Annotated in this window: 10 protein-coding genes; all 10 read right to left on the bottom strand. The window is 70.8% G+C overall.

Translation table 11 applies throughout. The features are described from left to right. Position 1: 1 nt before the first annotated feature. Positions 2-1,264, bottom strand: a complete 1,263-nt coding sequence (locus KFLA_RS00645; protein ID WP_012917814.1) for a Kelch repeat-containing protein — start codon at positions 1,262-1,264, stop codon at positions 2-4. Continuing rightward, on the bottom strand, positions 1,261-2,439 hold the full coding sequence (locus KFLA_RS00640; RefSeq protein ID WP_012917813.1) for a sialidase family protein: 1,179 nt from the start codon (positions 2,437-2,439) through the stop codon (positions 1,261-1,263). Before KFLA_RS00640 ends, KFLA_RS00645 begins: the two co-directional genes overlap by 4 nt. Positions 2,440-2,543: 104 nt before the next feature. After that, on the bottom strand, positions 2,544-3,221 hold the full coding sequence (locus KFLA_RS00635) for a FadR/GntR family transcriptional regulator (RefSeq protein WP_012917812.1): 678 nt from the start codon (positions 3,219-3,221) through the stop codon (positions 2,544-2,546). A 3-nt stretch (positions 3,222-3,224) separates the two neighbouring features. Continuing rightward, on the bottom strand, positions 3,225-4,127 hold the full coding sequence (locus KFLA_RS00630) for a dihydrodipicolinate synthase family protein (RefSeq protein ID WP_012917811.1): 903 nt from the start codon (positions 4,125-4,127) through the stop codon (positions 3,225-3,227). Further along, positions 4,124-4,945, bottom strand: coding sequence for a carbohydrate ABC transporter permease (locus KFLA_RS00625; RefSeq protein ID WP_012917810.1), 822 nt, complete (start codon positions 4,943-4,945; stop codon positions 4,124-4,126). Before KFLA_RS00625 ends, KFLA_RS00630 begins: the two co-directional genes overlap by 4 nt. Beyond that, positions 4,942-5,853, bottom strand: a complete 912-nt coding sequence (locus KFLA_RS00620; protein WP_012917809.1) for a carbohydrate ABC transporter permease — start codon at positions 5,851-5,853, stop codon at positions 4,942-4,944. Before KFLA_RS00620 ends, KFLA_RS00625 begins: the two co-directional genes overlap by 4 nt. Then, a complete protein-coding gene (locus KFLA_RS00615; protein WP_012917808.1) occupies positions 5,853-7,088 on the bottom strand; it encodes an ABC transporter substrate-binding protein in 1,236 nt (411 codons plus the stop codon). The genes KFLA_RS00620 and KFLA_RS00615 overlap by 1 nt, the downstream gene beginning before the upstream one ends. A gap of 131 nt (positions 7,089-7,219) precedes the next feature. Next, positions 7,220-12,745 carry a PKD domain-containing protein gene (locus KFLA_RS35215; RefSeq protein ID WP_148256519.1) on the bottom strand — a complete coding sequence of 1,842 codons (5,526 nt, stop codon included), beginning with the start codon at positions 12,743-12,745 and terminating at the stop codon, positions 7,220-7,222. A 394-nt stretch (positions 12,746-13,139) separates the two neighbouring features. Continuing rightward, positions 13,140-13,796, bottom strand: a complete 657-nt coding sequence (locus KFLA_RS00600; RefSeq protein ID WP_041289080.1) for a nucleotidyltransferase family protein — start codon at positions 13,794-13,796, stop codon at positions 13,140-13,142. Positions 13,797-13,870: 74 nt separating this feature from the next. Beyond that, positions 13,871-14,338 (bottom strand): hypothetical protein, encoded by a 468-nt coding sequence (locus KFLA_RS37190; protein WP_012917805.1) that lies wholly within the window; start codon positions 14,336-14,338, stop codon positions 13,871-13,873. Positions 14,339-14,343: the final 5 nt, after the last annotated feature.

Raw genomic sequence — 14,343 nt, 5'->3', positions numbered from 1 at the left:
CCTAAGGGCGGAAGTGCCAGTTCGTGGCGGTGCGGACGCCGGGGCGGATCTCGCCGGTGAGCACGGCCAGACCGTTGGCGTGCGGGACCGCGGGCGTGGTGACCTGGGGCGGGCCGGGGAAGTGGCCGACCACCTTCCAGCGGCCGGCGGTGTACTGGAGGATCTCCGGGTTGAAGCCGGTGTGGTGGTCGTAGGTCCAGGTGATGACGTTGTTGTGCTCGGTCCACGTCGGCGAGCCGGGCGGCGCCGCGTCGCGGAGGGCGGTGTGGTGCTGGATGAGGTTCCAGCGGGCGAGGTCCTTGTCGCCGCCGAGCACCAGGAAGCCGCCCCGGGTGGGGTGGGCCAGTCCCGCGGTGACGCAGAACGGGAGATCGGGCAGGCGGCTCCAGCGTGCGCGGCGCGGGTCGTAGGCGTAGACGTCGGTGTAGAAGCGCCAGGACTTGTCGGGGAGCTGGGCCCGGCCGCTGAGCAGGTGGAACCGGCCGTCGGCCGCGACGCCGACAGCGACGCTGCGGGGCGGACCCGGCCACGGAGGCAGGGCGGTCCAGCCCCGGTCGGGCCGGGCGAGGTCGAGACTGAAGAAATCAGGGCCTTCGGCAACAAAAACGGTGCTGCCGAGCAGCCCGGCGACGGCGTACGACATCGGGCGCGGCAGGTCCGGAAGGGCGCTGCGGGTGCCGTCGGCGCGGAGCAGGAAGACGTCGGCGAACTTCTGCGCCGGGGCGAGTCCGGTGCCACTCGGGCCGCCGCGGAATCCCTCGCCGCCGATCACCAGCACCCCGTACGGCGTACTCACGCACGCCGGGTACGCGATCGCGTCGGGCAGCCGGATCGGGTCGGACCAGCGGGTGGCGCCGGGGCGGAGGACGAAGAGCTCGTTCCAGTACACCTTGCCCAGCGTGGTCGGGCGGTTCGACGTGAGCGCCGGCTCGGGGAAGTTGGCGCCGCCGCCGACCAGCAGGTGCCCGCGGTGCGAGCCGGCGATCGGGCCGGCCAGCCCGAGCTGAGTCCAGTAGGACTTGCCGACGGGCGCGGCCGGATGCCAGTCGACCCGGTTCGGCGGAAGGTCGGGCAGCCGGCTCCAGGTGCCGGCTGCGCCGGCCGGCGAGGGACGGCCGGCCGGTCCAGCCGCCTCCGCGGTTGAGTGGCCGACGACGAACGGTGCCGCGCTGACGGCGATGCCGCCGGCCAGCAGTCCCCGGCGCCCGGGCGTCGGCGCGGACGGCCGGCGGGCGGCAGCCGATGCGCTCACCGGGCCGCTCATCGGACGACGTCCTTCAGGGGGATCCGGCGGAAGGTGATGGTCTCGTTGGCGCTGAAGTCGCCGGTTTCGTAGAGCAGACCGAGCGTGGAGCGGTCGACGGAGACCAGGTCGGAGTACGCGGCGGGAAGGCCGGAGACGGCCAGGGCCGGTTGCCACGTGACGCCCTGGTCGGTGCTGGTCCGTAGCGTCATCGCTGCGCGGGCCGCGGGATCGGCCGGGCCGGAGTAGACCAGCGTGGACCCGACGGACAGCACGCTCGCCTGGACGACCGGGCCGATCAGCGTCGCCTGCGGGCGGAAGGGCTTGACCAGCGTCTCGCCGCCGTCCGCGGAGTAGGCGTCGGCGCGGGTACCCGGCGCGGTGCCGTTGTGCTCGCGGGTGTTGAAGTAGACGCGCCCGTCCGGCAACTGCGCCGCAGTCGTCTCGTTCACGTTGAGGTAGCCGTTGGGGTTGTCGTCGACGTAGCCGATCTGCCAGCTGCGGCCGCCGTCGTCGGAGTACAGGCTGTGGCCGCCGTAGTACTTCGCCTCGGCGCCGGTGTCGGCCGATCCGGCCGGCGGCGCGATCGAGTGGTTCGCGGGCACCAGCAGCCGGCCGGAGCGCAGCGCGATCGCGTGCCCCGGCGTCGTGGCGTACCAGCGCCAGTTCGGCAGCTTCGTCGCCGCGGTGATCTCGGTCGGCGCGGAGAACGTCCGCCCGTCGTCAGTACTGCGCTGGACGAACACCCGGCGGGTGTCCTCCGCGCTCGCCTCGCCGCGCAGGATCTGGGTTTCGGTCACCGGGCCGTTGCGCACGCTGAGCAGGACCAGGTCGCCGGAGGCGGGATCGACCACCGGAGCCGGGTTGCCGATGGTGTTCGGGCCCTGGTCGGTGACCACTTGCTGCGGGCTCCAGGTGCAGCCGCCGTCACCGGAGCGGCGCAGCACGATGTCGATGTCGCCGGTGTCGGACGAACCGCCGCGCCGGCCCTCGGCGAAGGCGAGCAGCGCGCCGTCGGCGGCCTTCACCACCGCTGGGATCCGGTACGACGCGTAGCCGTCGGTGCCGGACCGGAACGGCACGGACTCGACGCACTTGCCCTTCGCGGAATCGGGCGGGCCGGAGGCGCCGGCGGTCACGGTACCGGCGACGCTCAGCGTCAGGGCGAGGGTGAGCAGGGTGCGGGTCAGCTGCATGATCAGCTCCTTCGAAGGGCGGTTGGACAGGAGTTCAGATATCTGACCTCTCCAGCGGTCCAGCCGGCAGCGTTGAGCCGGCCGAGGAGAGGGGAAAGCCTGGATCAGGTCTCGCGCAGCATCGCGGCGCGCACGCGGACGTCGTCGAAGTGCTCCTGCATCCGCTGCACGGCGTCCAGTGCCTCACCGGACTGCAGTGCCTCGACGATGCGGAGGTGGACTGCTCCGCGGCCACCTTCGACCGGCGCCGGGATCGCGTCGCCGAGCCGGACGAAGATCTCCCAGAACAGCTCGATCAGGTTGTCGACCAGCGGGTTGCCCAGACCCTTGTAGAGCAGCAGGTGGAACGCCCGGTCGACCGCGGTGATCTGCTCACCGGCCGCCTCGAGCTCGGTCATCCGGTGGGCCAGCCGGGCGCACTCGGCCAGCTCGTCGCTGCCCGCGCGGCGGGCGACGGCCGGCATCAGGCCGACCTCCATCGCCTCGCGCGCGGTCAGGATCTCCTCCAGCGCCATGCCCGGCGCGGCCAGCCCGTACGGCAGCTGCTCGATCAGCGGCCGGAAGGAGAAGGTGGAGACGAACAGGCCGTTGCCGTGCTGGGCCTCGATCACGCCCAGCGTCTGCAGACTTCTCGTTGCCTCACGCAACGACAAGCGGCTGACCCCGAGCTCCGCGGCGAGCACCGCCTCGGCCGGGAGCCGGTCGCCGGGGCCCAGACCGCGGGCCTTGATGAAGTCCCGTAGCTTCACCTGGGCCTCGCGGTAGATCGGGCTCCTGCTCACGGCTCATCCCTCCGGGGTCACGGCTCGCCAGGAGGCGGCGAGCCGCTCAATCGTGTCATGCGCGGCCGTGGGCAGCGGCCCCCACGGGGTCCGGGCGACGCCGGTGTCCGGACCGCAGGCGTTCAGCCACTCCTTCACGAACCCGACCCCGCCGTACCGGCCGGCCTCGACGGCGACCTGCCGGAACGGCTCGTGCAGCACCAGCGCGTCGGCCAGCCGGCCGGTCGCCATCGCCGCCGCGATCTGGTGGGCCTGCGGAGTGAGCGCGTTGTACAGACTGCCGATCACCGCGTCCGCGCCGAAGGCCAGCGCCGCCGGCAGCAGCTCGTCGCGGCCGAAGTACACCCGGATCCGGTCCGACACCGCGCGGGTCCGGTCGAACTCGAGCAGGTCCTCGTGGGTGAACTTCACCCCGGCGAAGTTCGGGATCCGCTCGACCGCCGCCGCGACCAGCTCGCTCGGCCGGTACGGCGAACCGGTCATCGCCGGGAAGTGGTAGTACAGGAACGGCACCGACGGCGCCTCGGCGGCGACCGCGGCCAGGTAGTCGACGGCCGTGTCCACGGTGTTCGCGACGCCGAAGTACGGCGTGACCGAGGCGATCAGGTCGACCCCCGCGGCGGCCGCGTGCGCGGCGAGGGCCTTGGCCTCGGCGAGCGTGCTGTGGCCGACGTGCGTGCCGAGCGCGAGCCCGGCCGGCTTGGTCCGCGCCCACTCGTCGACCAGCGCCTTGCGTTCGGCGGTGGTCAGGGCGGGGAACTCCCCGGAGGTGCCGCCGACGAAGGCGCCGTGCGCGCCGTGCGCCAGCAGGTGCTTGCCCTGGTCGGCGACCACCGGCAGGTTCAGCTCGCCGTCCGGGCCGAACGGGGTCGGCGTCGCCGCCCAGATCTCCAGTGTGCTGGTCAACTCTTGGTCGCTCCTTCGGTGAGTCCGGCCACGATGTAACGCTGCAGGAAGACGAATGCGGCGATCACCGGCAGCGCGACCACGGCGGAGACCGCCATCAGGTCGTTCCACCGGGTGCCGAAGGCATTGGTGAGACCGGCCAGCACGACGGTGATCGGCTGCAGGTTCTCGTCGCTGGCCAGCGCCAGCCCGAAGACGAACTCGCCCCAGGCGCCGAGAAAGCTGATCACCGCCAGCGTGATCAGGCCGGGCCGGCTGATCGGTACGGCGATCCGCACGAACGCCGTGAACGTGCTGCACCCGTCGACCCGGGCCGCCTCCAGGATCTCTCCGGGCACGGACAGGAAGTACGGCCGCAGCAGCACGATGCCGAGCGGGATCGCGAGCGAGGCGTTCGCCAAAATCAGGCCGGCGTAGCTGTTCACCAGCCCGAGGTCGCTGAAGATCGCGAACATCGGCAGGGCCAGGTTCACCGCCGGCACCATCTGGACCACCAGGAACAGCATCAGCACCACCGAGACGCCGCGCAGCCGCAGCCGGGCCAGCGCGTACGCCGCGGGCACCGCGACCAGGACCGTCACCAGAGTGGTGCCGATCGCGATCACCGCCGAGTTCGCCAGGCCCTTGGCGATCGCCGGGTTGCCGAACGCCGCGTCGGCGTACGAGCGCAGCGTCGGGGCCAGCGGCACGAGCTGCGGCGGGGTGGCGAAGATGTCGGCCGGCTTCTTGAACGACGTGTTGAGCATCCAGTAGACCGGCAGCAGGTAGACGAAGGTGATCAGCACCCCCGCGACAGTTTTCGGCCAGCGGCGCCTCACGCGAGCTCCTCCTTGCGCAGCGAGCGGAAGTAGAACACCGACAGCACCACCGGGACGACCAGCAGCATCGTGGTGGCCACCGCCGCGACGTCGAACTTGTAGAAGCTGAACGCCAGCTTGTACGCGTACACCGGCAGCACCTCGGTCGCGCCGCCCGGACCGCCCTGCGTCATCAGGAAGACGGTGTCGAAGGTCTTGAAGGTGGAGATGAAGCAGAGCAGCACGGTGGTCAGGCTGACCGGCTTCAGCAGCGGCAGCGTGATCCGCCGGAACTGCGCCCACGCCCCGGCGCCGTCGATCCGCGCCGCCTCGTACAAGCTGCCCGAGATGCCTTGCAGCCCGGCCAGCAGCAGGATCATCGCGAACGGCGCGAAGCTCCACGCCGAGGCCAGCACGACCGCGATCATCGCCGTACTCGGTGCGCCGAGCCAGAAGATCTCGGTGCCGAGCACGGTGTTGAGCAGGCCGTAGGTGCCGTCGAGCAGCCAGCGCCAGACGTTCGCGCTGACCACGGTCGGCAGCACCCAGGCCAGCAGGAGGAGCGCGCGCAGCACGTTCCGCCCCGGGAAGTCCCGGTGGAAGAACAGCGCCAGCGCGAGCCCGGCCACGAACGTCACCAGCACCGTGCCGCCGGTGTAGACCAGCGAGATCCCGAACGACTCCCAGAACTCCGGCCGGCCGAACTGGTCGGCGTAGTTGTCCAGCCCGACGTACTTCGCCTGCCCGCTGACGATCTGCGCGATGCCGACGTCCTGGAAGCTCTGCACGACGTTGTAGGCGAGCGGGTAGAGCACGGTGAAGCCGACGAACAGCACGGCCGGCACCAGGAACAGGTACTCCGCGGCGTTGTTGCGCCGGAGCGTGGTCCGCGACGTCAGCAGCCGCTCCTGCGGGACGGTGATCGCCATCACTTGGCCAGCGAGTCGTCGATCGCCTTCTGCGCGGCCTTCAGGGCGTCCTCGGTGCTCGCCGACCCGCTGGCCGACGCCTGCAGCGCGGCCTGCAGGTGCGTCATCACCTCGGAAGCCTTCGGCGCCAGCTTCTCGTCCGGCGCCCACGCCTCCTCCAGTTGCTGGGCGAACACCTTGCGCACCGGGTCGTTCGAGCTGTCCGGTACGTCGTTGCGCGCGGCCAGCTTGTTCCGGACCGGGAGGTAGCTCTGCAGCTCGGCCGGCTGCTGCAGCCAGGTGATCAGGTCCCAGGCGCCGTCCGGGTTGGTGCTGGTGGCGCCGATCGCCAGGTTCTCGGCGGACAGGAAGGTCTGGCCGGTCCGGTCCTTCGGCAGCAGCGCGACGTCCCACTGGAGCTTGGGGTTCTCCTTGCGCAGGATGTTCACGTAGGTCGCGGAGTTGATCATCATCGCGGCCTTGCCGTTGGCGAACTGGTTCTTCGCGTCCTCCTCGTTCCAGGTCAGCGCGCCCTTGGAGATCGAGCCGGCCTTGATCATCCGGGCCAGCTGGTCCAGCCCGGCCCGGCCCTCGGCGCTGTCGACCTTGTCGATCGAGGCGCCGGCGGCGAGCATCCGGATGATCGGCACGGTGGCACCCTCGGGACCCTCGATGCCGCTGATCGCGAGACCGGTCCGGCCCTGGGCGGTCAGCTTCTTCGCCGCGGTCTCCATCTCGGCCCAGGTGGTGGGTGGCTGGACGCCGGCCTGCTGCAGCAACTGCTTGTTGTAGTAGACGGCGTACGCGTCGGCGACGTGCGGGATGCCGTAGGTTTTGCCCTCGACCTGCGTGGTGGCCCAGCTGGTCTTGAAGTACTTGTCCTGCTGGCCCCATTCACCGACCCGCTCGCCGAGGTCCTGGACGATGCCGGCCGAGGCCATCGTGGCGGTGTCGAACGCGCCGATCAGCGCGACATCGGGCAGCTCCTTGGCCGCGGCCGACTGGAGCAGGGTGCGGTTGAAGTCGTCGTACGGGATGAACCGCACGTCGACGGTGACGTCCGGGCGGGCGTCGTCGTACTTCTTGACCAGGTCGTACAGCGGTTTGCCGGTCGGGCTGCTCGGGTCGCCGTAGTACTGCCAGAGGGTGAGCTTGCCGCTCGCCCCCTCGGGCTCGTCGCCACCACCGCAGGCCGCCACGCCTGCCAGCAGTCCGAGCCCGCCGATCGCGGCCACCAGTCGCCTGCGAACACCCATCACGCGCCTCCTCACCAGGGGAATGACCGAGAAATTAGTCAGATATCTGATATCTGTCAACTGTTCGGCTCGCACCGGTCCGGGCAGACGGAAGGGGCGCCGCGGTGTGTGCGGCGCCCCTTCCGGCGGAGTCAGACGGTGATCTGCCGGGTGACCGTGGCCGCCTTGCCCCACCCGTCGGTGGTGGTCAGGCTGACGGTGTAGGTGCCCGCGGCCGGGAACACGTGGGACATGGCCGACGCGGTGCTGGTCGGGGTCCCGTCACCGAAGTCCCACAGATAGGTGAAGGTGTCCCCGGTGTTCGGGTCGGCCGACCCGACGCCGGAGATGTTGCAGCTCAGCCCGGAGCAGGCCGGCTGGTTGATCACCGGCACGGGCGCGGCGTTGCCGGCCGGTTCGGTGATCGTCACCGTCTGCGTGGCGGTCGCTGTCGCGCCCCACTCGTCCTTCGCGGTGAGCACCACCGTGTAGGTGTTGGCGCTGGTGTAGGTCCTGGTCGGCAGCGGGCCGGACCCGGTGCCGTTGCCGAAGTTCCAGGAGTACGTGAGGGTCGTGGGGCTCTCGTCCGTCGAGCCACGAGCGTCGTAGGTGCAGACGTTCTGGTTGCACGAGATCGTGAAGCTCGGCACCGGCGGCAGGTTGCCCGGCGGGTGGACCACGGTGACGTGCCGCTCGGACGGCACCGGCGTGACCTGGTCGTGCTGGTCGATCGCCCGGACCCGCACGGTGTAGGCCCCCGGCGGGATCACCGGGCTGGTGTAGGAGAAGTTCGACCCCGGTGTGCCCGGGCTGGTGAGGAACGCCGTGCGCCAGCTGGCCGTCGTGCTGGTGAAGGCGCCCGACGAGCTCAGGTACTGGCCGGCTGCGTTGACGATGCCGATCTCGACCCGTTGCATCGCCTGGTCGTCCTCGGCCCGGCCGGTCACGAAGATCTTGCCGTCGGTGAACTCGTTGCCCTCGTTCGGGGTCAGCAGCGCCTCGTTCAGCGTGGGCGGGTTGTCGCCGGGATAGATCCGGTACCGCGCGGTCGCGCCGCTGGTCGAGGTGTCCTGCTGGCCCGCCGTGTCGTACGCGAACGCCGTCACCGCCCAGTCCCCCTGCGTGGGCAGGTCGACCGGCAGGGTCCAGGTCGTACTGGTGCCGTTCGGCGTCGCCAAGGTGACCGGCAGCGTCGCGAAGTTGGCCGCCATCGACCCGTTCGGCTGCAGGTAGCGGTTGGTGTCCTGGTCCTCCAGCGACACCCGGATCTCGGCCACGCCGACGTCGTCGGTCGCGGTGCCGGTCAGGTCGAGGTGCAGGACCTGGCCGCCGGTGACCGTGCCGGTGACGGCCAGCCGGCCGTCCGGCGGCGCGTCACCCGGGATCTGCGCGCTCAGGGTCAGCCGGCCCTGGTTCGAGCTCGAGGTGGTCAGGCCGAGCTGGTCGGTGGCACGGACCGAGAAGCTGTACGTTCCCGGCTTGAGGTTGAACGGTGTCGTGTAGGACCAGTTGTAGCCGGCCTGGTTGAGGTTCTGCGGCGCGACCCGGTACCAGCCGGCGATCGCGTCCACGCCCCAGGTCCCGTCGGCGGCCAGGTTCTCGCGGGTGGTGCTGTTGCGGAGCGAGATCTCGACGTTCTGCAGGGCCTGCTCGTCGTTCGCCGAGCCGGCGAAGGTGATCGGCTGTCCCGGCGTGACCACCACGGGCTGCACCGTCGTCGGCGGGACCATCGTCACCGGCGAGCTGATCGAGACCGTCGGCGGTAGCCCGCTCTCCGTCACGATCCAGGTCCGGTCGGCGGTGTCCAGGTCCGACTGCCCGGACGTGTCGGTGGCCCGGGCCTGCGCCTGCCACTCACCCTCGTACGGGACCGTCACCTCGTGCGACCAGGTGGTGCTGGTCGCACCGACGACGTCCGGCGTGATGCGGAACGTGTTGCCGGTCGCCGAGACCGTGCCGTCGTTCTGCAGGTAGCGGTTGTTGCTCAGGTCCCGCAGCGTGAGCCCGACCGAGTTCACGCCGAGGTCGTCGGTGGCCGATCCGGTGATCGTGTAGGTGAACGAGTTGACCACGCTCTGGGCCGGCCCGGTGACGCTGGTGTTCGGCGTCTCGTCCGCGAGCCCGAACGTCTCGAACTTCTTGGTCGCCTTGGTCGGGTCCTGCGTGCTGTTGCCGGCGACCGTCCGGGCCGTCGCGGTCAGCACCCGGTTCTGCGTCATCGTCAGCGGCAGCGACCAGGTGGTCGAGGTCGCGTTCGGCGACGCCAGGGTGGCGTTGATCGTGTTCGGCGTGGTGGTTCCCCAGGTGGTCAGGTCGTCGTTGAGGTACCGGCGGCTGCTGCGGTCCATGATCTCCACCTGCACCCGCTGCACCCCGCTGGCGGCCGAGGCGGTGCCGGAGACCTGGAACTGCTCGTCCACCGGCTTGATCCGGCCCTCGATCGGGTCGGTGATCGCCGTCTCCACCCCGTTCGGTGCCGCGACCGAGGTGAAGTCGAAGAACGCGACCCGGCCGACGTTGTACTCGCCCTTGGTCTGCCCGTCGCCGCCGACGAACAGGCCGCGCGGCGTCAGCTCGAGGTGCTTGTCGCCCTCGAACGAGTTCGAGCCCGGGTTGAACCCGTCGATCGCCGTTCCGTCGGCCGGGTTCAGCGCGCCGAGGTGCTCACGCCGTACGACGGCGTCGCCGAGGCCGTAGCCGGACAGGCCCTGGCCGGTGCCGTAGCCCTGGTCGGTCAGACCCGGCCAGGGTTGCGGTGAGGTCGGGGACTCCTGCCAGGCGAAGTGGCCGCCGACGTAGACGGCCTTCTCGGCGATGGCGATCGAGTAGACGCTGTCGAAGAGCCGGGAGATCCACAGCGGCTGGACGTGGTCGCCGCCCTCCATCGGGTAGGCGACGACGGTGTCGTTGATCGGCGGGCGGTCGCCACCGGAGCCGCTGGTGACCGCGAAGTACGTGCCGTCGGGCGAGATGTCGCCGCCGTAGATCCGCTGGATGCCGCCGACGAACTGCAGGTTGTCGTCCCACAGCCGGGTCCGCCAGGGCAGCAGCTTCTGGGTCCGGGCGTTGATCAGCGCCACGCCGTACCGGTCCTGGCCGTTGATCTGCCGGCCGGTGTGCACGACGAGCAGGCGGCCCAGGTCCGGGCTGAGCTTGAGGCGCTGCACGGTGAAGTCGCCGTTGGCGCCGATGCCGCCACTGACGTCGTTGACGAAGTCGGTCCGGACCGCGCCGGTGGTGCCGTCGAGCGCGGCGAGCGCGCCGCGCGGGGCGCCGTTGATCGCGGTGAACCGGCCGCCGACGTACACGGTGGAGTTGGTCACCGCGAGCTCCTGCGGCTTGGCGTTCGCGTCGGCGACGAAGCCGCTGACCGGCGCGCCGGTGACCGGATCGATGCGCGCGATGCCCTTGCGGGTCAGGCCGTTCACGGTGCCGAAGTTGCCGGCGATGTACAGCTTCGTGCCGTCCGGAGAGGCCTCGACCGCCTCCACGCCGCCGTTGCCGATCACCGGCCGGAAGGTGGTGTCGATCAGGCCGGTGCTCAGGCTGAACGCCGCGAGCTGGGACTGGTTGACGGTGGTGGTGTTGCCGCTGGCGTTGTTGCGCAGCGAGGTGAAGCCGCCCGCGACGTACACGCGGTTGCCGACGACCTCGATGTCCCAGATCTCACCGGTGCTGATCAACGGGAAATTGGTCCGCGGGACGTCCGGCACGATCCGGTCGCCGTGGCCCGGGCCCGGCGGCTGGGCGGCCGCCACCGCGACGCCCGTCTTCTGGGCGCTGTGCGTGCCGTCGCTGACGGTCAGCGTCACCGTGCGGCTGCCGGTGGTGCCGTAGGTGTGGCTCGGGTTGTCGCCGGTGCCCGTTCGGCCGTCGCCGAAGTCCCAGGTGTAGGTCAGCGGGTCGCCGTCGGGATCGAACGAGCGGTTCGCGTCGAACTCGCAGGTCATCGAGGCACACCCGGTGGTGAAGTCCGGGATCGGCGCTTCGTTCGTCGCGCCGGCGTCCGGGCCCGGGTCCAGAACCACCGAGAACATCACCGACCGGGACGCGGCCGAGCTGGTCGTCGCCGTCCTGGCCGTCGCGGTCCCGATCGGGATGCCGGCGCCCGAGTCGGCGACCACGGCACTCACCTTGCCGGTCCCGGTACTGGCGGCGGTCGTCCGGGAGGTCGCCGTGCCGGGCAGCGTCCAGCTCTGCACGACCGAGGACTTCTCGCCCCAGACGTTCACCAGCCAGGAGTTGCCCTTGGCAACTGGTACGGCCGGCGTCGCGTGACTCGACGCGGAGGTGTCGACGCCCCGGACAGCCGACGCCGACACCGCGGCGACGCCGGTACTGCGGTAGGCCGCGACGCTGAGGACCGACTTCGACAGCTCGCTGCCGCTGACGGTCACGTCGCTGCCGGCGTCGGAGGCGGTCGCGGTCTTCGTCCAGGCGCGGCCGCGAACGCCGTTGCCGTCACGGGTCTGGATCAGCGTCCAGCCCGGCACGGCGTCGGTGACGGTGCCGGTGGTCGAGTTCGTCACCAGGAACAGCAGCAGCCGGTCCTGGACGCGCACGCCGGCCGGGACCCGGACCGTGTGCGAGGAGCGGTTGCCGGCGGTGCTGGCCGCACCGACGGCGGAGATCTCGCCCTGGCTGACCGTGCCGACCGGGCTGACCTGGCTGGTCTCGGTGTCGGTCAGCGTGCCGTCGCCGACGGTCAGCGTCACGGTCCGCGGGCCGTCGCCGGCGTAGGTGTGGTTCGGGTTGACCCCGGTGCCGGTCTGGCCGTCGCCGAAGTTCCAGGCGTACGAGAGCGTGTCGCCGTCCGGATCGGTCGACGACGAGGCGTCGAACCCGCAGACCAGCCCGTTGCAGCTGGAGACGAAAGCCGCCACCGGCGGCTGGTTCACCGGTGCCGCGACCTCGCCCGGGCTCAGCACGAGCGAGAACAGCATCGAGCGGGACGTGGCCGCACTGGTGGTCGCCGTCCGGCCCGCCGCGGTACCGGTCGGCACGGCGCCGGCCGAGTCGGCGAGCACCGCGCTGACCTTGCCGGTGCCGATCGCGGCCGCGTTCGAGCGCGCGGTGGAACCGGCCGGCAGCGTCCAGGTCAGGTCGACCGAGGACTTCTCGGACCAGATGTTCACCAGCCAGGAGCCCGCGAGGGCCACCGGTACGGACGGGGTGGTGTGGCTGCTGCCGGAGAGGTCGCTGCCGCCGACCGCCGAGGCGGACACCGCCGCATTGCCCGTACTGCGGTACGCCGCGACGCCGATCACCGACTTCAGCGTGTCACTGGTGCTCACGGCAACGTTCGCGTTGACGTCGGCCGCGGTGGCCGTCTTGGTCCACAACCGGCCCCGGACACCGTTGCCGTCCCGCGACCGCAGCAACGTCCAGCCGGCCAACGAGTCGGTGAGCGTGCCGACGGTCGCGTTGACGGTGAGGTGCAGCACCAGCAGGTCGCCCGCCTGGGCGTTCGCGGGCACCCGGACGACGTGACTGGTCCGGGCACCGCTGGTACTGGTGCCACCGACGAACGAAATCTCCCCCGGTGCCGCGGACGCCGACGGGGCGAGAACCACCGTCGCCCCCAGCGCCGGCACCAGGGCCACCAGCACGACGAGCAGGGCGTGCAGCGCACGGCTCCGGCCGCGGACGTTTCGATCGAAGAGCTCGGACACAGTCACTCACCAACCAGTGTTCGAAGAGACGGACGCGATCCGGCGAAGGCCGGCCCCGCGATGGAGTCCGTGGAGGTGAGGCGTGATGGGATCCCTGCTGCCGCGGACCGCGACAGGCCGAGCCTGTCCCACCCTCCGCGTGACGTTCGTCAACGACGTCGTCGACCACGACAAAGCCCGTCACCCCCCAGTGACCGAGAACCCACCCCACAAGATCCGCCCCCCGGATCCTCAGGCCGACTGTGGCAGTCGACCACGCTCTGTGCAAGGGCTCCGGGCCGGATCCCGCGTATAAACCCCGCGACGACTACGCAGCGTGCCCGGACGCCCCCCGCCTGCTAGCCGCAAGGACCGGTCAGTTGTTTGATTCGTTGCTGAAGACAACCACTCGCCGGCCAGGTCAGCCGGCGGTGGTGCAGAGCAGCTCGCGGGTCGCGTGCACCCGGCTGAGCAACGTGGTCAGGTCCGGGCCGTGCACGCCGACGGCTTCGTCGCGCCACTGGCCGACGATCGGCTCGCCCGTGGTCACGTGCAGGGCGAGCTCGGCCAGGTCGAGCTCGTGGAACTGGGCCGGGTTGCCGGTCATGTCGACAACCGTCTGCAGCAGGTCCGCGGCCTGGCGCTCCCAGAGCGGGTCGTCGACGGCCACGTGATCGGGCCGGATCAGCAGCAGGTCGACGTCGCTGCCCAGATCGCCGTCACCGCGCACCGCCGCGCCGTACAGGCTGGCGTGCACGGGCGGCAGGGTCCAGGTGGAGAGCTCGGCGCGCAGCGCGGCCACGAAGGTCGTGCGCAGGTCGGCGAGCAGCTCGACGGCCTGTGCGGCGAGGTGCTGACGGTTGAGCGTGTACAGCAGCGAGTTGCCCGCCTCGGTCACCTGCACCAGGCCGGTCGACGTCAGTCGCTGCAGCACCAGCCGAACGCCCGCCACGCTGCCGACGCCGGCGAGTCCGTGCACCTGCCGCCCGGACAGCCCGCGGTCGGCGCCGGCGAGGACCTGCAGAACGGCCCCGTCCAGCGACGGCACGACGGTCCCGATCGGCCTCCCGAAATCCATGCCGCTCACGATAGGCAGTCGGGTCACCGATCACCTACTTTCCGTGACCATTCAACTTCCGGCCTGCCTCGGGATCAGGGCTGGGACCGGAGGATCTTGTCCACAGCAACTGTCAGCGCTTCGACCAGCTCCGCACCGATGGAGATCGCATCCCGAACATCGGCCTGGCCGACCGCCTCGGCCCGGTACTCGGCGCCATGCCGGACGAATCGCAGGTCCGCAGCCTCGATGACAACGCGCTGAGCACCAAAGGTGGCGGCGACCGCCGCAGCCGCCTCGAAAGTGATGACATGCGCCGACTGCCCCTTCGGACGAAGACCAGTGGCCATCACCAGCGCCAGGCACGCCTTGCGGCAGGCATCGTAGGCGAGCTGAAAAGCGCCTTCGGGATCATCAGCCTCCAGTCCCGCACCAGCAGTTCGCAGATGGTTTCCTGCTTGACGGAGAAGGTTGCCGACCACGTCTCGATCGACTGGCATCCGCTCGAGCGAGTCCTCGCCGATCAAGGTGGCGAGCGATGCTCTCGCGGCCGCAGCATTCACTGGTC

It is taken from the genome of Kribbella flavida DSM 17836, from assembly GCF_000024345.1.
GTDB lineage: Bacteria > Actinomycetota > Actinomycetes > Propionibacteriales > Kribbellaceae > Kribbella > Kribbella flavida.
This window is presented reverse-complemented; position numbering and strand designations above follow the sequence as displayed.